Annotated in this window: 15 protein-coding genes and 2 pseudogenes; 13 read left to right on the forward strand and 4 right to left on the reverse strand. The window is 64.6% G+C overall.

The window, feature by feature from the left end; genetic code table 11:
* Window positions 1-155 precede the first annotated feature (155 nt).
* The 10 genes from AOQ71_RS07965 to AOQ71_RS08010 all read left to right on the forward strand — a co-directional run bounded on the left by AOQ71_RS07965 (window position 156) and on the right by AOQ71_RS08010 (window position 13190).
* Window positions 156-776, forward strand: a complete 621-nt coding sequence (locus AOQ71_RS07965; protein WP_057744111.1) for a UbiX family flavin prenyltransferase — start codon at window positions 156-158, stop codon at window positions 774-776.
* A 25-nt stretch (window positions 777-801) separates the two neighbouring features.
* Window positions 802-2214, forward strand: coding sequence for a UbiD family decarboxylase (locus AOQ71_RS07970; RefSeq protein WP_057744114.1), 1413 nt, complete (start codon window positions 802-804; stop codon window positions 2212-2214).
* 127 nt (window positions 2215-2341) lie between these two features.
* Window positions 2342-3181, forward strand: coding sequence for a helix-turn-helix transcriptional regulator (locus AOQ71_RS07975; RefSeq protein ID WP_057744117.1), 840 nt, complete (start codon window positions 2342-2344; stop codon window positions 3179-3181).
* A gap of 143 nt (window positions 3182-3324) precedes the next feature.
* A complete protein-coding gene (locus tag AOQ71_RS07980; protein WP_057744120.1) occupies window positions 3325-6327 on the forward strand; it encodes a xanthine dehydrogenase family protein molybdopterin-binding subunit in 3003 nt (1000 codons plus the stop codon).
* Window positions 6324-7139, forward strand: coding sequence for an FAD binding domain-containing protein (locus tag AOQ71_RS07985; RefSeq protein ID WP_057744124.1), 816 nt, complete (start codon window positions 6324-6326; stop codon window positions 7137-7139). The genes AOQ71_RS07980 and AOQ71_RS07985 overlap by 4 nt, the downstream gene beginning before the upstream one ends.
* Window positions 7136-7654 carry a (2Fe-2S)-binding protein gene (locus tag AOQ71_RS07990; RefSeq protein ID WP_057744128.1) on the forward strand — a complete coding sequence of 173 codons (519 nt, stop codon included), beginning with the start codon at window positions 7136-7138 and terminating at the stop codon, window positions 7652-7654. Before AOQ71_RS07985 ends, AOQ71_RS07990 begins: the two co-directional genes overlap by 4 nt.
* Entirely contained in the window at window positions 7647-9191 is a 1545-nt protein-coding gene (locus AOQ71_RS07995) for an AMP-binding protein (protein WP_057744130.1), read from the forward strand. The genes AOQ71_RS07990 and AOQ71_RS07995 overlap by 8 nt, the downstream gene beginning before the upstream one ends.
* Before the next feature lie 27 nt (window positions 9192-9218).
* A complete protein-coding gene (locus tag AOQ71_RS08000; RefSeq protein ID WP_057744133.1) occupies window positions 9219-10025 on the forward strand; it encodes an enoyl-CoA hydratase/isomerase family protein in 807 nt (268 codons plus the stop codon).
* A gap of 75 nt (window positions 10026-10100) precedes the next feature.
* The gene (locus tag AOQ71_RS08005) at window positions 10101-11432 is read left to right on the forward strand and encodes an MFS transporter (protein WP_057744135.1); all 1332 of its coding nucleotides are present in this window, start codon (window positions 10101-10103) and stop codon (window positions 11430-11432) included.
* A 60-nt stretch (window positions 11433-11492) separates the two neighbouring features.
* Entirely contained in the window at window positions 11493-13190 is a 1698-nt protein-coding gene (locus AOQ71_RS08010) for a GMC family oxidoreductase (RefSeq protein WP_057744137.1), read from the forward strand.
* Between the two features lie 129 nt (window positions 13191-13319).
* On the opposite strand, the gene AOQ71_RS08015 is transcribed toward AOQ71_RS08010, so the two are convergent.
* The 3 genes from AOQ71_RS08015 to AOQ71_RS08025 form a co-directional block, all read right to left on the reverse strand.
* Window positions 13320-13619 (reverse strand): hypothetical protein, encoded by a 300-nt coding sequence (locus AOQ71_RS08015; protein WP_057744140.1) that lies wholly within the window; start codon window positions 13617-13619, stop codon window positions 13320-13322.
* A 190-nt stretch (window positions 13620-13809) separates the two neighbouring features.
* A complete protein-coding gene (locus AOQ71_RS08020) occupies window positions 13810-14004 on the reverse strand; it encodes a DUF1236 domain-containing protein (RefSeq protein ID WP_057744143.1) in 195 nt (64 codons plus the stop codon).
* A gap of 114 nt (window positions 14005-14118) precedes the next feature.
* Window positions 14119-14379 carry a hypothetical protein gene (locus tag AOQ71_RS08025; RefSeq protein WP_057744146.1) on the reverse strand — a complete coding sequence of 87 codons (261 nt, stop codon included), beginning with the start codon at window positions 14377-14379 and terminating at the stop codon, window positions 14119-14121.
* Between the two features lie 461 nt (window positions 14380-14840).
* Between AOQ71_RS08025 and AOQ71_RS08030 the strand changes: the two are divergent.
* From AOQ71_RS08030 to AOQ71_RS08040, 3 genes and pseudogenes are all read left to right on the forward strand, one after another.
* Window positions 14841-15134, forward strand: a pseudogene (locus tag AOQ71_RS08030) (DUF3750 domain-containing protein); the annotation flags it as partial.
* Window positions 15134-15367, forward strand: a pseudogene (locus tag AOQ71_RS08035) (transposase); the annotation flags it as partial. The pseudogenes AOQ71_RS08030 and AOQ71_RS08035, both read left to right, overlap by 1 nt.
* Before the next feature lie 286 nt (window positions 15368-15653).
* Window positions 15654-17495 carry a caspase family protein gene (locus tag AOQ71_RS08040; RefSeq protein WP_057744154.1) on the forward strand — a complete coding sequence of 614 codons (1842 nt, stop codon included), beginning with the start codon at window positions 15654-15656 and terminating at the stop codon, window positions 17493-17495.
* 220 nt (window positions 17496-17715) lie between these two features.
* Here AOQ71_RS08040 and AOQ71_RS08045 read toward each other — a convergent pair whose 3' ends face one another.
* On the reverse strand, window positions 17716-19155 hold the full coding sequence (locus AOQ71_RS08045) for an IS1182 family transposase (RefSeq protein WP_057743882.1): 1440 nt from the start codon (window positions 19153-19155) through the stop codon (window positions 17716-17718).
* Window positions 19156-19220: the final 65 nt, after the last annotated feature.

Genomic DNA, 19220 nt, shown 5'->3' on the forward strand with positions numbered 1-19220 from the left:
GAGTTCCACGGGGCGTGTCCTTCGTTCAGCGATCCGCGCGCGGGCCATCATCTCAGATGATGAATGATATAATCAATGATTATTTGTGGTGATGGATGAGGTTGCCTAGTCTTGGCCTTGAAAGGCGCAGACTCCCCGGGAGCGAAACCAGACCTATGCAGGACGCCAGCCCCAAGCGGATGATTATCGGCATTTCCGGCGCATCGGGCGTCACCTATGGCGTGCGCATGCTGCAGCTGCTGCGCAATGCCGGCGTCGAGACGCATCTGGTGATGTCGAGGACCGCCGAGCAAACCTTTGCCTATGAGACCGACCTGAAGATCGCCGAGGTGAGGGCGCTCGCCAATGTCAACCATGCGATCGACGACATGGCCTCCGCAATCTCGAGCGGCTCGTTCCGCACTGCCGGCATGATCGTAGCGCCGTGCTCGATGCGCTCGATGTCCGAGATCGCTTCCGGTGTGACCACGACGTTACTGACCCGCGCCGCCGACGTCGTGCTCAAGGAGCGCCGGCGCCTGGTGCTGATGGTGCGCGAGACCCCGCTGCACACGGGGCATCTTCGGACGATGACGGCTCTCTCGGAGATGGGCGCGATCATCGCGCCGCCCGTGCCGGCTTTCTATGCCAGGCCCGAAAGCCTCGACGAAATGGTCGAGCACACCGTCGGCCGCGTGCTGGACCTCTTTGACATCGATATCGGCGTCGTGCGCCGCTGGGGCGAGGACGAGGCGCTCAGGCGCCGCTCGCCGACGCTGCGCAAGATCGCGCCCTGATTTGAGACCTTGAGGAAAGACCCGTATGCCAATGGACAATGTTGCGAGGAACGCGCCCGCCGATCTGCGCGCCTGGCTCGCTTATCTCGCCGAACGCGGCAAGCTCGCGATCGCGCGCGAGGGCGTTGCGCTGGCGGACGAGCTCGCCGCCATCGCCAAGCGGCTGGAGCGCGACAGTGCAGTGCTATTTCCGCGCCCCGGCGGGCACGAGATTCCCGTCGTCGCGAACCTCTTTGCCGGACGCGACTGGGTCGCCGAGTCCATCGGCGTCACCGAGCACCAGCTGCTGCCGCGGTTCCTGGCGGCCGCCAGCCATCCGCTGCCAACGCACGAGGTCGCGAGCGGTCCAGTGCAGGAGGTCGTCCATGACGACGTCGACCTGCTCCGCCAGCTTCCGGTTCCCAAGCACAATGAACGCGACAGCGGCCCATATATCACTGCCGGGCTGCTGATCGCGCGCAATCCCAGGACGGGCGTGCAGAACGTCTCGATCCATCGTTGCCAGATTTCCGGCAAGAACCGCATCGGCGTGCTGCTGCTGCCGCGGCACACTTTCTCCTATTATCGCCTCGCCGAGCAGCTGGGCCAGGCGCTGGAGATCGCGATCGTGATTGGCGCGCATCCGGCCTTGATGCTGGCCTCGCAGGCGATCGCCGCGCTCGACGAGGACGAGATGGCGATTGCCGGTGCGCTGTTAGGCGCGCCCGTCAATGTCGTGAAGTGCCGGACCAATTCGGTCCGGGTTCCCGCCCATGCGGAGATCGTGATCGAAGGCCGCATTCTGCAAGACGTGCGCGAGCCGGAGGGGCCGTTCGGCGAATTCCCCCAATATTACGGTCCGCGCGCCAATCGCGAGGTGATCGAGGTCGACGCGATCACGCATCGCAAGAAGCCGATCTTCCACACCATCGTCGGCGGCGGCTTCGAGCACCTGATCCTCGGCGGCGTGCCACGCGAAGCGACGCTGCTCCAGCATCTGCGCCGCAGCTTTCCCAACGTGCTCGACGTTCGCCTGACGCGCGGCGGCACCTGCCGCTATCATCTCGCGATCAAGATCGACAAGGCCAATGACGGCGAGCCCAAGAACATCATGATGTGCGCCTTCGGCGCGCATTACGATATCAAGCAGGTGGTCGTCGTGGACAAGGACGTCGACATCTCCTCGTCGGACGAGATCGAATGGGCGGTGGCGACGCGCTTCCAGGCTGATCGCGATCTCATGGTCGTCTCAGGCGCGCTCGGCTCGAAGCTTGATCCGACCACCGACAACGGCATCAGCGCCAAGATGGGCCTGGATGCGACCGCCCCGGTCAGCGCGCCCGAGCTCGCCTTCAAGCGTATCCGCGTCAATGGCGAGGAGGATATCGATCTCGCCATTGCGTTGCAGGCCGACCCCAGCGCCGCCATCGTGCGGCTTCTTGCGGAGGCACGCACGTGATCCGATTAACGCGTACGAGAAACTTGCGTCGGTTTGCGCGATTGGAATATGAAGCGGGCGCCGCTTATGGTGTCGCGCCAACGAGCCAATCGTGTTGCAGCGCAATGCTGCCGGGAGGACGGAACTGATGTCGACGGCCCTGCGCATCGCTCACGGCGCTTTCGGCAGGGTCGCGCTGCTCGACATGGACCGTTCGCTGGTCCGTCACGCTCATCATCACTGTCACGTCCTGCTCAAGGTCGAGGGCGCCGATACGCAGTTCCTGGTCGGCGACCAGGTCACGCCGCTTACCGATACCGCGGCCGTGCTCGTCGACGGCTGGAAGCCGCATGCTTACGTGCACGACGTCAATCGTCCGCGCACGCTGATCATGGCCCTCTATATCGAGCCGGAATGGCTGAAGGAGTTTCGCCCCGGTTGGGCCGCGAGCGGCGCGCCGGGCTTTTTCGAGCGTCCTTCGGGCGAGGTGTCGCCGCGCATCCGCCAGCTCACGCTGCATCTGGCCGCTGAAATGATGGCGAATCCGGATGCGGTGCGCACCCATGAGCAGACGCTGTCTGACCTGATGATCGCGGTGATCGAGCGCTTCACGCCCTGGCGCAGCTTTCCGACCTCGATCCGCGGCATGAGCGTGGTGGGCTGCGACTGGCGCATCCGCCGCGCCATGGACGCGATGCGCGTGCACGATTGCTGTTCCAATGTCGATCAGTTCGTGAAGGGCGCGGGCCTTTCGCGCGCGCAGTTCTTCCGCCTGTTCGAGACCTCGCTCGGCGTCTCGCCAAAGCTCTATCTCAACGTTGTCCGCATGGAGCGCGCGCTCGAGGCCGTGATGCGCGAGGACACGCCGCTCGGCGAGCTCAGCGAGCGCTTTGGTTTTCCGGAGCCGGCGCATTTCACGCGCTTCTTCCGCGATCATGCCGGCGTCAGCCCGCGCGAGTTTCGCAACGTTTCGCGTCTTGCCGGTTGAGTCCCGCGAGCTGATATTGCGCTGCACAGTCTCTAATGAGACGATTTGGTAAGTGGTGAGAGCGGGCGGTATGGCCCGCGCACCCCCTGTCCTGACATCTGTCACCGTCGCGTCAAAGAGCGCGTCGGGAGGTATGCCGGGACATGTTGCAGGCGGTCACATCCGCAAATCCGGGAAATGGCGATGAGCCGTGGGTCGGGCGCTCGATCGAGCGCGTCGAGGACGCCGCGCTGCTCTCCGGCCGCGGCCGCTTCATCGACGATCTCGGCGTCGCGCCCGGCACGCTGCACGCGACCATCCTGCGCTCGCCGCACGCGCATGCCGACATTCTCTCCATCGATGCTGAAGCTGCAAAACGCCTGCCGGGCGTTGCTGCGGTTCTGACCGGCAGCGACGTCAAGGCCGTCACCACCAGCCTCGTCGTCGGCGTGAAGGCGCCGGTGGAATGCTGGCCCATCGCGATCGATCGTGTGCGCTATATCGGTGAGCCCGTGGCCGTGGTCCTCGCCACCGATCGCGCGCGCGCCGAAGATGCGGCGGAGCTGATCAACGTCGAATACAGCCCGCGCGGCGCAGTGGTCGATCCGCTCGGAGCGATCGCACCGGGTGCGCCCGTGTTGCACGACGGCTTTCCCGGCAATCTCGCCAGCGATCGCTCATTCCGCTATGGCGATCCCGAGCAGGCCTTTGCGGATGCGCCGCATCGCTTCGCCATCGACATCAGATATCCCCGCAATTCCTGCACGCCGATCGAGACCTACGGCGTCGTCGCCTCGCACGATGCCGGCGAGGATGCCTATGAGGTGCTCGCCAATTTCCAGGGGCCGTTCAGCATCCACACGGTGATCGCACGTGCGCTGAAAGTGCCGGGCAATCGGTTGCGGCTGCGCACGCCGCCGGATTCCGGCGGCAGCTTCGGCGTCAAGCAGGGCGTGTTTCCCTACATCGTGCTGATCGGGGCGGCGGCGCGCATCACGGGACGGCCGGTCAAATGGATCGAGGACCGGCTTGAGCATCTCACCGCATCGGTGTCGGCCACCAATCGCGCGACCAAGCTGTCGGCGGCAGTGGCCGTGGATGGCAAGATTCTCGCGCTGGACTGGGACCAGGTCGAGGATTGCGGCGCGCACCTGCGTGCGCCCGAGCCGGCGACGCTCTATCGCATGCATGGCAATCTGACCGGCGCCTATGACATCCGCCATGTCAGAATCCGCAACCGTGTCGTCGTCACCAATAAGACGCCAACCGGCCTCAACCGCGGCTTTGGCGGCCCGCAGGTCTATTTCGCGCTGGAACGCCTGGTGCAGCGGATCGCGATTGGGCTCGGCCTCGATCCGCTGGACGTCATCAAGCGCAATCTCATCGATGCCGACGCCTTTCCCTATCGCACGGCGACCGGAGCGCTGCTCGATTCCGGCAACTATCAGGAAGCCGTCGCGCGCGCGGTGGAGCAGGGCAGGCTTGCCGAACTGAAGGCGAAGCGCGACGCGGCGCGGGCGCAGGGGCGGCTCTACGGCATCGGCTTCACCGCCGTGGTCGAGCCCAGCGTCTCCAACATGGGCTACATCACGACCGTGCTGACCGCGGCCGAGCGCCGCAAGGCCGGGCCGAAGAATGGCGCGCAGGCGACGGCGACGGTCGGGCTCGATCCGGTCGGCAGCGTCACCGTGCATGTCGCCTCGGTGCCGCAGGGGCAGGGCCATCGCACCGTGCTGTCGCAGGTCGTGGCCGACGTCTTTGGCCTCCAACCGAAGGACATCCGCGTCAACACCGAGATAGACACCGCCAAGGACGCTTGGTCGATCGCGTCAGGCAATTACGCCAGCCGCTTTGCGGCGGCCGTGGCAGGCACTGCTAAGACTGCGGCCGAGCGCGTCGCCGGAAAGCTTGCGCGGGTCGCCGCCAGCCAGCTCAACGTCGAGCCGGCCGACATCACCTTTGCGAAAGGCTTTGTCGCCTCGAAGCATAATCCGGAGAACCGGATCGCGTTCTCGCGCGTCGCAGCCCTCAGCCACTGGTCGCCGGGCTCGCTGCCTGACGATGCCGGCCACACCATCCGCGAAACCGTGTTCTGGACGCCGCCGGAGCTGACGCCACCCGATGACGAGGACCGCATCAACTCCTCGCTCTGCCACGGCTTCATCTTCGACTTCTGCGGCGTCGAGATCGATCCGATCACGCTTGAAACGCGGATCGATCGTTACGTCACCATGCACGATTGCGGCACCATTTTGCATCCGGGCATGGTCAACGGTCAGATCCGCGGCGGCTTTGCCCAAGCGCTCGGCGCCGCGCTTCTCGAGGAATATGCCTATGCAGAGGACGGCAGTTTCCTGACGGGAACGCTCGCCGACTATCTGCTGCCGACCACGACCGAGGTGCCGGAGCCCGAGATCTTCCACATGGAGACGGCGTCGCCGTTCACGCCGCTTGGTGCAAAGGGCGTCGGCGAAGGCAATTGCATGTCGACGCCGGTGTGCCTTGCCAATGCGGTCGCCGATGCGCTCGGCGTAGCCGATGTCACTTTGCCGCTGGTGCCGTCGCGGCTGGCCGAGCTGGTGCGTGGCGCCGAACCGCCGCCGCCCGCAGGCGGCGCGACCACTGCGGCCGTGCGCGAGGGTGACCGCCGGCTGCGCGGGGAGGGAGCGGCGTCGGTGAAGGGCGCGCCGGAGCAGGTCTGGGCCATGCTGCTTGATCCCGCGACGCTGCAATCGGTCATTCCGGGCTGCCAGCGCGTCGACAAGGTCACCGACACGCATTTCCGCGCCGACGTCACGCTCGGCATTGGCCCCGTCAATGGCCGTTATCGCGCCGACGTCGAGCTGTTCGATCTCGATCCGCCGCGTGCGGTCACCTTGCGCGGCGTCGCTACCGGCGCGCTGGGTTTCGGCAACGCCGAGGGCCGCATCACGCTCGCGCCCGACGGCAATGGCGGAACCAGGCTGAGCTACATCTATGACGCCGCGATCGGCGGCAAGGTCGCGAGCATCGGCGGCCGGCTGCTCGATGGCGCGACACGCGTGATCATCGGCCAGTTCTTCACCGCGCTGGCCCGCAAGGCCGGCGGTGGTGACGCCGAGGGCGGCGGCTTCTCGCTGTTCGCGCTGCTGGCAAAGGCGGTCAGCCTGTTGGGGGCGCGCCGATGAAACCGCCCGCATTCGACTATCTCCGCGCCGAAAGCGTCGGCGACGTTCTCGAAGGCCTCGCGCAGCGGGGCGGCGACGCCCGCGTGCTCGCCGGCGGGCAATCGCTGATGGCGATGCTGAACATGCGCCTCGCCAAGCCAAAGCTGCTGATCGACATCATGCGGATCAGGGAGCTTCGCCAGATCGAGCGCAAGGGCGATGCTGTCGTCATCGGCGCCGGAGTTCGCCAGGCGGACCTGCTCGCATGGCCTGACCTCGCCGAGACGCTGCCGCTGGTGGCGCTGGCGCTGCCCTGGGTCGGGCACATGCAGACCCGCAGCCGCGGCACCATCTGCGGCTCGCTCGCGCATGCGGATCCCAGCGCCGAGATGCCGCTCGCGCTGGTCGCACTCGGCGGCGAGGTGCTGTTGCGCAACACCAGGCGCCGCCGCCGCGTCGTGGCAAAAGATTTTTTTGCCGGCATGATGCTAACCGCACGTGCCGATGACGAGCTGATTGAGGGCATCTCGCTGCCGGTGGTTAAGGGGGCGCGTGTCGCCTTCCGCGAGGTCGCGCGCCGTCACGGCGATTTCGCCATCGTCGCCTGCGCCGCGATGAAGATTCCGACGGGCGTGCGGCTCGCTGTCGGCGGTGTCGCCGACGTCCCGACTGCGAGTGACTGGCCGCAACTCGAAGGCAGCGCGCTCGATGACGCGCTCAATACCTTTGCTTACGAACTCGGTGCCCGCGACGACGTCCACGCCAGCGCTCGCTATCGCCGCGACCTCGTGCGCATGATCGGTCGCGACCTGATCGGCGAGGTGCTGCAATGACCCGCCTCAAGGCCGAGCAGCGCCACGCCGTCCGCTTCACGCTCAACGGCAAGCCGGTCGAGGGCGAGGCCGAGCCGCGGATGCTGCTGTCGGACTTCCTGCGTCACCAGCTCGGTGCGACCGGAACCCATGTCGGTTGCGAGCATGGCGTCTGCGGCGCCTGCACGATTGTCGTCGACGGAATGCTGACGCGGTCCTGCTTGAGTCTCGCGGTGCAGGTCGATGGCTGCGAGCTGAAAACGGTGGAGGGGCTCGCCCCCTCGGCCGACCGGCTGGGTGTGCTGCAGCAGGCGCTCCGCCGCAACCACGCCCTCCAGTGCGGCTTCTGCACCGCCGGCATCCTGATGTCGCTCGACCATTATCTCGCGAAGAACCCGGCGCCGACCGAAGCGGAGATCCGCGATCTCCTCAGCGGGCATATCTGCCGCTGCACCGGCTACACCCCGATCATCAGGGCGGCGTTAGATGCCGCCGCCGAGCTTGCTTCATCCAGCAAAGAGACGTCCGATGCTTGATCTCGCCAGCAGCTTTATGGCCAGCGCCGCGCGCGATCCCAATTCGGTTGCGCTGGTCGACGGCGATCTGCGCCTGACATACCGGCAATGGTACGACAAGATCTCCGCGCTGGTCGCCTCGTTCGACCGCCTCGGCCTCCAACCCGGCGATCACGTCGTCACGCTGCTGCAAAACCGCTGGGAAGCGGCGACGCTGCACTGGGCCAGCCAGTTCGCCGGTCTCGTGATCACGCCGATCAACTGGCGGGCCAAGGCCGACGAGCTCGATTACTGCATCGAAAATGCCGAGGCCTGCGCGGTGTTCTATCAGGACATTTCCGCCGAAGCGGTGCAGGGCTCGGCGCTGTCAGGCAAGCTGCTGCGCGTCTCCGCCGATCCCGGCACTGGCGATGCGACCAGCTTTGGCGATCTGATCAGGAACAGCGCACCGGACGCCGAGCCGCGCGTCGGCGCCGATGCATGGTCGATCATGCTCTACACCTCCGGCACAACCTCGCGGCCGAAGGGCGTGCCGCGCCGGCATTGCGCCGAGCGGGCCGCGGCGATCGCCCATGTCGCGCAAAATCTCTACGGCCGAGGCGAGCGCACGCTCGGCGTGATGCCGCTCTACCACACCATGGGCGTCCGCTCGCTGCTGGCGATGTCGCTGATCGGAGGAACTTTCATCTGCCTGCCGCGCTATGACAGCCGACAGGCGCTGGCGCTGATCGAGAAGGAGGCGATCACCAACCTTTATCTGGTGCCGACGCTTTATCACGACCTCGTCCATCACGAGGCCTTTGCCAAAACCGTCGTCTCCACCGTGCGCAAGCTCGGCTTTGCCGGCGCGTCGATGACCGATGGACTGTTGAAGAAGCTGAATGAGGCGTTCGAGCCAACCCTGTTCGTAAATCACTACGGCAGCTCGGAGATCTACACTTTCACGATCGACCAGGACGCGGCAGCAAAACCCGGCTCCGCCGGCAAGGCGGGCTTGAATCAACATGTCAAGGTCGTACGCATCGGCGCAAAGTCGGTCGCGGAGCTTGCCACGGTCGGCGAGGAGGGCGAGATCATCGCGACGCTCGCCGGCGACGAGGCGTTTGAAGGCTACTGGCGCCGACCGGAGGCCGACGCAAAATCGCTGCGCGAAGGCTGGTATTTTACCGGCGACACCGGCTACGTCGATGCCGACGGCGATCTCTTCGTCACCGGCCGCGTCGACGACATGATCATCACCGGCGGCGAGAACGTCTCGCCGGTCGAGATCGAAAGCTGCCTGTCGTTGCATCCCGCCGTTGACGAGGTCGCAGTGGTCGGCGTCGCTGACGAGAAGTGGGGCAAGATCGTCGCCGCCTTCGTCAAGCGCAACCGCGCAGTGTCGGAGGGAGAACTGGAGCAGTTCTGCCGCACCTCGGGCCTTGCCAATTTCAAGCGGCCGCGCCGCTACGTTTTCGTCGACGCGATCCCGAAATCGCCGGTCGGCAAGCTGCTGCGGCGATTGCTCGTCGCCGGAGAATACGAGGCCGAGCGCCTGCCGCCGTCGGACGCGGCCTGAATCACCCATCAACAGAAGGAACCACAGATGCCATCACCCTATACATTCACCGATCCCCGGCTCGCCAAGCTCGACGGGTTCAAGGTCGAGATCGACGAGGCGCACGAGCGCGCTGACATCATCTTAGGGAGGCCGCCCTACAACGTGGTGGCGATGCCGCAGCGCGACCAGCTGCGGCTGACCTTCGAGACGCTGGACGAGGACGCGCGCGTGCGCGTCATCGTGGTGCGCGGCGAGGGCGAGCACTTCTCCAGCGGCGGGAATATCGGCGGCTTCATGGAGGCGAGCCCCGAGCACGTCTCCAAGCTCGCCTGGAACATAGCCGCGCCCGCGCGCTGCGCCAAGCCCGTGATCGTTGCCAACCGCGGCTATTGCTTCGGCGTCGGCTTCGAGCTGTCGCTCGCCTGCGACTTCCGCATCGCGTCCGAAACCACGCAATACGCGCTGCCGGAGCAGAAGCTCGGCCAGATCCCTGGTTCGGGCGGCTCGGCGCGCCTGCAGAAGATGGTCGGCATCACCCGCACCAAGGACATCGTGATGCGCTCCAAGCGCATCTCGGCCAAGCAGGCCTATGAATGGGGCATCGCCACCGAATGCGTGCCGGATGCCGAGCTGGAGAAGGCCACCGACAAGCTCGTCGACGAGCTCCGCACCTTCTCGCCGCTGGCGCAGCGCACGGCCAAGAAGCTGCTCAATGACACCGAGGATTCGACGCTCGCTATCGCCATCGAGCTGGAAGGCCATTGCTATAGCCGCCTACGCCAGTCCGAGGACTTCAAAGAAGGCGTCGAGGCCTTCAACGCGAAGCGTGCGCCGAAATTCAGCGGCCGCTGATACGCGATGCAACGCACGCCGCGGTTCGCAATGACGCGAACCGTGGCGCCATTCAAACGGGGGAGGTAAAACAACATGGCTGAGATGGATATGCCGGTCGTGGGCGCGCAGGCGTCCGCAGACAACAAGCAGATGGTCAACGCGATCATCGCCTCGGTGCTCGGATGGGCACTGGATCTGTTCGATTTGTTCATTCTGCTCTACGTGGCGCCGGTCGTCGGCGCACTGTTCTTTCCGTCGAGTAATGCGGCGCTGTCGCTGGCCGCTGTCTACGGCTCGTTTGCGGTGACGCTGCTGATGCGTCCGCTTGGCTCGGCGGTGTTCGGCCATTATGCCGACGTACACGGCCGCAAGCAGGCCATGCTGGTTGCCATCGTCGGCGTCGGCGTCAGCACCGCAGCGTTCGGCCTCCTGCCGACCATCGCGCAGGTCGGCGTGTTCGCGCCGATCATCTTCCTGATCCTGCGCCTGGTGCAGGGCATCTTCGTCGGCGGCGTCGTGGCCTCCACCCATACCATCGGTACCGAGTCCGTGCCGCCGCAATGGCGCGGCGCGATGTCCGGTCTGGTCGGCGGTGGCGGTGCCGGCATCGGGGCGCTGCTTGCATCCTTCATCTTCCTGATCACGTCCTCGGTCTTCCCCGGCGATGCTTTTGCCGTGTGGGGCTGGCGCTTCATGTTCTTCTCGGGCCTGCTGAGCTCGCTGCTTGGCTGGTTTATCTTCCGCAACCTCGAGGAGTCGCCTTACTTCAAGGAGCTCAAGCGCCAGCAGGGCAACAAGCAGGCGAAGGTCTCGAAGGCGCCGGTCAAGGACGTGTTCTCCGGCCAATATCGCGGTGTTCTGCTGGTCAACCTGCTCATCACCTTTGGCGGTGGCGCGGGCTATTATTTAACCTCTGGCTATCTGCCGAGCTTCCTGAAGGTCATCAACGCGGTCCCGAACCAGACCTCGTCGCTGATCCTGATGGGTGCGAGCGTCTCGGCATTCTTCTCGGCCGTGCTGGTCGGTGCGCTCAGCGACCGCATCGGCCGCAAGAAGACCTTCCTGATGATCGGCGTCCTCGCAGCCGTGCTTCTGCCGTTGTGCTATCTCAACCTCGCGGCCACCAGGGACACGACGCAGATCACGCTCTATGCGCTCGCCATCGCCTTCATCGGGAATGCGGGCTACGCGCCGGTGCTGATCTTCCTGAACGAGCGTTTTCCGACTGCGCTGCGCGCGAGCGGCACCGGTCTGTCCTGGAACATCGGCTTCGCGCTGGGCGGCATGATGCCGACCTTCGTCTCGCTGGTGAGCGGCAGCCCGGCGGAAATCCCGATGTCGCTGGCCTGCTTCGCGGCCGGCGTGTTCGTCATCTACCTGATCGGTGCGATCGTGATTCCCGACACCAAGGGCGACTTCCGCTAGGCTCGACCGGCGCGGTCGCAACGGCCGCGCCGGTCCATCGAATTGCACGACGAGACGGGAATGGATGAGCTGCATTTCGACGACGTGATCGTCGGCGGCGGATCGGCGGGCTGTGTGCTCGCCAACCGGCTCTCGGCGGACGGGCGCCGCCGCGTTCTCCTCATCGAAGCCGGGATGGATACGCCGCCCGAGGCGACGCCGCCGGAAATCCTCGACAGCTATCCGATGACGCTGTTCTTCGGCGACAAGTACATCTGGCCGGGTCTGTCGGCGGCAGCCGGCCGCAACGCCGAGGGCAGGCCGGTCGTCCGCGCCTACGAGCAGGCGCGGGTGATGGGCGGCGGCTCCAGTATCAATGTGCAATCGGCCAATCGCGGCCTGCCTCGCGACTATGACGAATGGCGCGATCTGGGCGCGCGGGGCTGGGGGTGGGCGGACGTGCTGCCGTATTTCCTCAAGCTCGAGACCGATCTCGATTTCGATGGACCGCCGCACGGCAAGCACGGCCCGATCCCGATCCGCCGCGTCGCCCGCGAGGACATTCCCGAGTTCGGCCGCGCCGTGGGCGAGGCGCTATCGGCGACCGGGCTGCCGTTCCGTAAGGATCAGAACGCGGAGTTCGAGGACGGCATCTTTCCGCCTGCGTTCTCCAACAGCAACGATCGGCGGGTCTCCACGGCTGCTGGCTATCTCGATGCAGCGACGCGCTCGCGGCCGAACCTCGCCATTTGGGCGTACAGTGAGGTCGAGCAGCTTCAGCTCGACCACCGCCGCGCGACGGGTGTGGTGGTCTCGCGTAGCGGGCAGAAGCTCACGGTCGGCGCCGGCCGCGTGATCCTCACCGCGGGCGCGTTGCAATCGCCGGCGATCCTGATGCGGGCGGGTATCGGTCCGGGTGCGGCGCTTCAGGCGCTCGGCATTACCAGGGTTATCGATCTCCCCGGCGTCGGCAGCAATCTGCGCGATCATCCCGCGCTAACCTTCTGTCAATATCTGCCGCGCGACCTTCGGCTCCCGCTGGCCCGGCGGCGTCCCAACTTTGCGGCGATGCGCTACTCGTCAGGCCATCCGGGCTGTGACGCCTCGGACATGTACATCACGGCCTCGGCCCGTGGCGGCTGGCACGCGCTGGGCACGCGGCTCGGGCTCTATTTTCTCTGGTGCAACCGGCCGTATTCCAGCGGATCGCTAAAGCTGGCGACGCCCGATCCCAAGACCTATCCGGTTGTCGATTTCAACCTGTTGTCCGATCCGCGTGATCTCGAACGGATGATTGCGTCCGTCCGTCTGCTTGCGAGCCTTGTCGTCCATCCCGCGCTCAATCCCGAGGCCGGTGACTTCTTCCCGGCCTCGTATTCCCCGCGCATCAAGCGGCTGAGCCGGTATGGCACGGCCAACCGCATCGTCGCCTCGATCCTCCGCCCGATGCTCGACGTGCCCGCGGGCCTCAGGCAGCTCCTGATCCGGCTCGTGCTGCTCAACGGCACCGACTTCCGGGCGACGTTGGCGGACCAGCGCGCCCTGGAGGCCTTCGTGCGGCAGAGCGTGTTTGGTGTCTGGCACCCCGTAGGCACCTGCCGCATGGGCGATCCGGCTGACCCCATGGTCGTGGTCGATGCCGAGGGCAGGGTGATCGGCAGCGACAATATCTTCGTTGCGGACGCCTCGATCATGCCGCGGCTGCCGACCGCCAATACCAACATCCCAGTGATCATGGCGGCCGAGAAGATCAGTGATGCGCTTTTGCGACGAAGTTAGACTTTGCGATGCCCCGACCGCAGGTGGGCGCAAACATTGCCGAGATCGCCCACGGTGAGAGACGACCGCACTTCACTATAGGCCTCGTCTTGCATCAGCGCACCGACCAGCACCGGGCGCATCGCTGAATCAGGCAGCGCCTGCGCGTGATCTGCGCAGGATGAATGCGGAACTGATAGATCGGATACGCGAATTGGTGGGCGCGGCAGGCTTGCCGATCACGCGCACCGATTGCGCTTGCGGCGCAATCCGATGCGAGTGCCGGGAAGGCAAATCCCGAGTTCGACGGCGCGGTGACCTGATCGACGCAACTGGCCGTTTCAGCTTCACGATCATCAGCGTCAGGCTCTTTCCGGTCTCGCACATGTTGCGAAGCAGCTGGTCGTCGTCTTCTGACCAGCGTTGATGGTCATAGGTGCGGGCAGCCATTGCCAGGGCCTCTAAAGTCGATGAGGCAGGGCCAGATCACAGCGAATAGGAAGGGCCCGGTCCGGTACTGTTGGCCGGGTCAGTTGAAGGGCGGCTTGTTACGCTGCCGCCTCTCACAGAGATAGTTCGCCCACATCGCGTTTCAATCGCTTTACGGATTTGTAATCGCAAGTCTCGATATGCGCGGGCCTCACCGCACATTGGCGATGATGGCGGCGACGCGCCGGGAGTGCTGATCGACGATGATGAGATCCTTGCCGGCGAGCAAATACTGATCGCCCCAAAACCCGTTGAGCACTTGCGTGGCTTCCGCAGGCAGATCAGCAGTCTCGGTCTGTTGCGGGACGGATATGCCGACCATCATCTCGAAATTGGGACGATCCATCGAAGGCCCATGCGCGGACGAGATGATCGAGCGAAGCTGCTGGCGCTGCTGATCGGAGACTGTCGCAGGCGCGGTGCTCTGTTGAATTTGCCGCGCGCGCTTGCCCGAGGAGTCCTAGACGCCGACAGGATCCTGCTTCGCAGTTGTGCTGATCGCCTCGCGCTGCGTCGGAACCCCGGTCCCGACGGTGGTCGCGGGAGCGCTTTGGTCTGCGCCCGTCGATGGGCGGCCGAGATAGTCCGTCATCCCGAATATCTGGGGCACTGCAAACCAGACCGCAAATCCGACGAACAGAATCGCGGCGAGCGCCGATCCCCACATCATCACCTGGCGGGCGCCCTCTCTCTGCTCGTCGCGGGGAAGATTTGTGGCCATGATGATCGCTCCGTTGCGATTAGCCAACCCGTGCGTCGCGCCACCGTTCCTATGGGCTGTCTCGCGGAAGGCAATCGAAATCGCCGGCTACGGCAAGGCGTCCCTTCTCAGCCCGCCCGTCGAATGCGCCTTGTTGAAAAAATAGCCCCGATTGCCAGTTACGGCTTCGGCGTACTGGTGGATGGCAACGATAATCGCCGGATGGGCGCATGGCGCCGCTCTTCCTACGTTGCCTGGGGCGGACGTCCTGGAAAGGCGCTAACGAGCCAACCGGGAGGCTGACCGAGAGACGGAAGCTCTCCGGAGCGACAAAGAGATATTTGCGAACCACGATGACCACGGGTGGGCGAGAACGTGACCTATTTCCAAGCTCCTTAGTCCCTCCTCCCTGTGGCGACGGCTCCCGGCGCGAACTATATGCCGCTGTACGTCCCACCGCGCATTCCCCATTGAAGAAGCCCTTGCTCATCTTTCTATTCCTTCTCTTCGCGCCGATCGCTGCATCCGCAGCGCGCTATTTTTGGCTGAGCGATGGCCGGGAAAACTGGCTGTCGGCCGACCGCTCGAGCGCGGGAGTCCTGCCTTCAGCGGCTGAGCATCACGAAGCGGTCATCCGGGTCTTCGCCGCACGAACTGTCGGCTGGCGCAGCATCTTCGCCGTCCACACCTGGATTGTTGTGAAGGAAAAGGACGCGACGTCCTACACCCGTTACGACTACACGGCATGGGGTGAGCCGGTCCGAACCAACGGCTTCTGGAGAAGGTTCAGCAGCGGCTCGACCAGGACCCCAACAAGATGACCTTACGCCGCAAGACGGCCGAACATCCCTTCGGGACCATAAAGGCCTGGATGGGTGCCACGCACTTCCTCATGCGAAGACAGCACAAGGTTGCGACCGAGATGGCGATGCATGTGCTCGCCTACAATATGAAACGTGCAATAGCGATTTTGGGTTGCCGAACCCTGCTGGAGGCGATGCAGACGTAAGGAGTTTGTATCGGAGCAAACTCTAGCCGCGAAACCGATCCCGAGCCTCTCGACTTGCCAGTCGGCAAAAGGGTTATCACACAGGCTGGGCCACAAGCTGAATTGCCCTGTCTCGACGCCGCTACGAATTGGCTGTGCGCCGCCGCGCTTGTGCCTGAGTATGAAAATCCTGCCTACCATCGAACCTGAACGAGCGTTTGCAAGGCCTCTGTGATCGGCATCACATACCGTCCGCTTGCCTTTCGCCACCCTCTGGATACGCTGCTACCATTGATTTGGGACCATAATGGGCGCGCTTCGTCTTTTCTTGATCATTTTTGCCGTTTGGCTCGGATGCGGACCGGCGATGGCCGAACGGCGCGTCGCGCTGGTCATCGGTAACTCGGCCTACAAGAATGTGGCGAGGCTCGCGAATCCCACGAACGATGCCGCTCTGGTAGGCGGCATGTTCAAGAGGGCCGGCTTCGACGCCGTCGACGTCAAGCTCGACCTGAACGTGGTCGACATGCGCAAGGCTCTGCGCGAGTTCGGCAGCAAGGCCCGCGAGGCCGACGTCGCGGTGGTCTACTACGCCGGCCATGGCATCGAACTCGACGGCACCAATTATCTGATTCCGACCGATGCCGCCTTGGAGACCGATACCGACGTCCTTGATGAGGCCTTCCCGCTCGACCGGGTGCTGTTTGCCATCGAGCCGGCCAAGCAACTGCGCCTCGTCATCCTGGATGCCTGTCGCGACAATCCCTTCGCCAAGACCATGAAGCGGACCATGGCCTCGCGCGCGATCGGCCGCGGCCTTGCCAAGGTCGAGCCGACCAGCCCGAACACCATGATCGCCTTTGCGGCGAAAGCCGGCTCCACTGCCTCGGACGGCGATAGCAGGAACAGCCCGTTTGCCACTGCGCTGGTCGACCGCCTGCCGACGCCGGGCCTCGACCTCGGCAAGGCGTTCCGCTTCGTCCGTGACGACGTGCTCAAGTCTACCGGCAACAAGCAGGAGCCCTTTGTCTACGGCTCGCTCGGCGGCGATGACGTGTCGCTCGTTCCGGCGAAGCCGGTGGTCACTGCGCCGCAAGGCCCGCAAGCCAACCCGCAGGACAGCATCCGCCGGGACTACGAGCTGGCGCTGCAGGCGGGAAACCGCGACGCATGGGAAGCATTCTTGCAGGCCTATCCCGACGGCTTCTATGCCGGCCTTGCGCGTGCCCAACTTAAGAACGTTGCTGCCGAAGAGGCCCGCGCCAGCGCTGCCGAGAAAGCGCGCCAGGCTGAGGAGGCCAAGGCGCGGCTCGCATCGGAGCGCGCCACCAAGGCCGAGCAGGAAAAGGCTGCTGCCGCCGCCAAGGCGGCCGAGGATGCGAAGGCAGCCGCGGAGAAGGCCAAGCAGATCGGGGAAGCCAAGGCGCTCGCGGCCGAGCAGCGGCGGAAGGATGCCGAGGCCGCCGTGGCCAAGGCGCTGGCCGATAAGCAGGCTGCGGAGAAGGCGCTCGCCGACAAGATCGCCAGTGACAAGGCCGCTGCCGAGTTGGCCGCGAAGCAGGCTGCGGACGCGAAAGCGCAAGAGAGCGAACAGAAAGTTGCCGCCGTTGCTCCGACCTCTTCCCTGTCGAGCCTGTCTCCGCAGGAGACGGCGAAGCTGGTCCAATCCGAGCTCCGTCGTGTCGGCTGTCTGGCGGCCGCGGCCGACGGCGACTGGAATGCGTCATCGCAGCTCTCGCTGACGCTATTCAACAAATATGCCGGAACGAAGTTCGACGCAAAGCTCGCCAGCTTCGAGGCGCTCGATGCCATCAAGGCCAAGCCGGGCCGGGTCTGTCCGCTGGTGTGCGACCACGGCTTCAAGGCCGATGGCGATGCCTGCGCGAAGATCACCTGCCGCGCCGGCTATCGCGTCAACGACGACAATGAATGCGAGAAGGTCCAGGACAAGAAGCCCGTCGCGACACGCGATGATGCCAAGAAGCGAGACGAGGAGAGGAAGAAGAGCGAGGCTGCGCCTGCGAAGCCGCAGGCCACTGGGCAGATCTATTGCAACTCTCAGATATGCCGCCCTGTGCGACAAGGATGCCACTTGCAGCTGCCCAAGGGTGCTTTCACTCACGGAATAATGACTGAGGTCTGCGATTGAGAACGAGCTTCTCTTTGCTAACCAAGTCCGTTTCGGGTCTTGGTTGCGTGAAAACGCTTCAGTGCGGGGTGACGCGGCCGTGAACGGCCCCTGTGAGGGCCAGCTAACGCCAAAGTGGCATATTTTCCGGCAAGGTGGCGGAAGCCGGTCCATTGGCTTGCCTTGGTCACTGTGATCGATCGATAAAGGTTGGCGGCACGCGCACGACAGCGCTCCTGCCTCATGCCTGCATCGCCGCGATCAGCGCACCGACACCCATGATGTTCATTGCGCGTGTGAGATTGTAGGCGAGCACGTGCAGCGCCATCTCGGCGGCGACCTTCGGCAACCGCTTCGTCAGGAAGTGCGTCGCGCCCATGCGCATCTTCAGTGTGCCAAACGGATGCTCGACCGTCTCGCGACGGCGACGCATCGCCTGGGGATCGGCGTCGAGCCGCCTCTGGGCATCCTCCATGACGTGTTCATGTTCCCAACGGGAGATGACGCGGTTCTTGGCCGTGGTGCAGCGCGCCTTAAGCGGGCAGCTTCCACAAGCTTTCGTGGCGTAGCGCCGAATGGTGCGTTCGCCATCCACTGTTGTAAGCCAATACGCCAGCAACTGGCCCGCCGGGCAGCGATATACATCCTGCTTGGCCAGGTATGCGAAGTCGTGCTTGCCGAACTTGCCCTTCGCCTCCATGCCCGTCGTATTCGGTTTCGGCAGTGTCACAGCGATATCGGCGTCGGCGCAGGCTTTGATCTCCTCGCCTGTGTAGTAGCCGCGATCGGCCACGGCCTCGAGCTTGTCGACGCCGAGCACGGCCTTGGCCTGTTTACCCATGTTGGCGAGTTGTGCACGATCCGAGCCGCTATTCGTCACCTCGTGCGCGATGATGAGGTGGTGCTCGGTATCGACGGCAACCTGCACATTGTAGCCGACGACACCGGAGCCGCGGCCACTCGTGGCCATGGACCGACTGTCGGGATCGGTCAGCGAGATCTGCTGGTCCGGTGATGCCAGCATTGCCTGTTCGCAGGCTTCGAGCTTCTGCATCTCGCTCGCGAGCTTGGTGAGCTTCTCCTTCAGATGCGCCGTCTTCGCGGCGAGAGTCTCAGATGGCTCCTGCAGATCTGCGGTGTCCAGCTGCGCGAGATAGCGCGATACGCTCTCCTCCAGCTGCTGGCGACGGCGCTCGACCTTGCCCTTCGTGAAGTTCTTGTCACGCGTGTTGACCGCCTTGAACTTCGAGCCGTCGATGGCGACGCTCGCCTTCGTCAACAAGCCCATCTGCCGGCAAAGTTCGACGAACTTCGCGCACACCTTCTTGATGGCGGGGCCGTTGTCGCGGCGAAAGTCGGCGATCGTCTTGTCGTCGGGCGAAAGCCGCTGCAACAGCCAAATCACCTCAAGATTGCGCCTCGCCTCGCGCTCGAGCCGGCGGCTCGACTGGATGCGGTTGAGATAGCCGTAGATGTAGAGCTTGAGCAGCGGCGCAGGGTGATAACCGGGCCGGCCGGTTGCCGCAGGCTCGACGTCCTTGAAGCCCAGCTCTGCCAGATCGAGCGCTTCGACCAAGGCATCGACCGCGCGAACCGGATTACTCTCATCGACCCAGTCGTCGAGGCATTCGGGCAACAGCGTCGATTGCGCTCGGTCCGCCCCTTCAATGAACCGATTCATTGATCGTCTCCAAAAACCCCCAGACGATCTCTATCTGACTCGTCGTTTTCACGCAGCCAGGGTCA

This window comes from Bradyrhizobium manausense, assembly GCF_001440035.1.
Taxonomy (GTDB): domain Bacteria; phylum Pseudomonadota; class Alphaproteobacteria; order Rhizobiales; family Xanthobacteraceae; genus Bradyrhizobium; species Bradyrhizobium manausense.

Excerpts from the sequence above, each read along its gene's own strand:
- AOQ71_RS08015 (WP_057744140.1), bottom strand. The coding sequence starts at position 13,619 with ATGGCTGCCCGCACCTATGACCATCAACGCTGGTCAGAAGACGACGAC.
- AOQ71_RS08020 (WP_057744143.1), bottom strand. The coding sequence starts at position 14,004 with ATGGATCGTCCCAATTTCGAGATGATGGTCGGCATATCCGTCCCGCAA.
- AOQ71_RS08010 (WP_057744137.1), top strand. The coding sequence starts at position 11,493 with ATGGATGAGCTGCATTTCGACGACGTGATCGTCGGCGGCGGATCGGCG.
- AOQ71_RS08000 (WP_057744133.1), top strand. The coding sequence starts at position 9,219 with ATGCCATCACCCTATACATTCACCGATCCCCGGCTCGCCAAGCTCGAC.
- AOQ71_RS07985 (WP_057744124.1), top strand. The coding sequence starts at position 6,324 with ATGAAACCGCCCGCATTCGACTATCTCCGCGCCGAAAGCGTCGGCGAC.
- AOQ71_RS07970 (WP_057744114.1), top strand. The coding sequence starts at position 802 with ATGCCAATGGACAATGTTGCGAGGAACGCGCCCGCCGATCTGCGCGCC.
- AOQ71_RS07980 (WP_057744120.1), top strand. The coding sequence starts at position 3,325 with ATGTTGCAGGCGGTCACATCCGCAAATCCGGGAAATGGCGATGAGCCG.
- AOQ71_RS08005 (WP_057744135.1), top strand. The coding sequence starts at position 10,101 with ATGGCTGAGATGGATATGCCGGTCGTGGGCGCGCAGGCGTCCGCAGAC.
- AOQ71_RS08025 (WP_057744146.1), bottom strand. The coding sequence starts at position 14,379 with ATGGCCACAAATCTTCCCCGCGACGAGCAGAGAGAGGGCGCCCGCCAG.
- AOQ71_RS07965 (WP_057744111.1), top strand. The coding sequence starts at position 156 with ATGCAGGACGCCAGCCCCAAGCGGATGATTATCGGCATTTCCGGCGCA.
- AOQ71_RS08040 (WP_057744154.1), top strand. The coding sequence starts at position 15,654 with ATGGGCGCGCTTCGTCTTTTCTTGATCATTTTTGCCGTTTGGCTCGGA.
- AOQ71_RS07995 (WP_057744130.1), top strand. The coding sequence starts at position 7,647 with ATGCTTGATCTCGCCAGCAGCTTTATGGCCAGCGCCGCGCGCGATCCC.
- AOQ71_RS07990 (WP_057744128.1), top strand. The coding sequence starts at position 7,136 with ATGACCCGCCTCAAGGCCGAGCAGCGCCACGCCGTCCGCTTCACGCTC.
- AOQ71_RS07975 (WP_057744117.1), top strand. The coding sequence starts at position 2,342 with ATGTCGACGGCCCTGCGCATCGCTCACGGCGCTTTCGGCAGGGTCGCG.
- AOQ71_RS08045 (WP_057743882.1), bottom strand. The coding sequence starts at position 19,155 with ATGAATCGGTTCATTGAAGGGGCGGACCGAGCGCAATCGACGCTGTTG.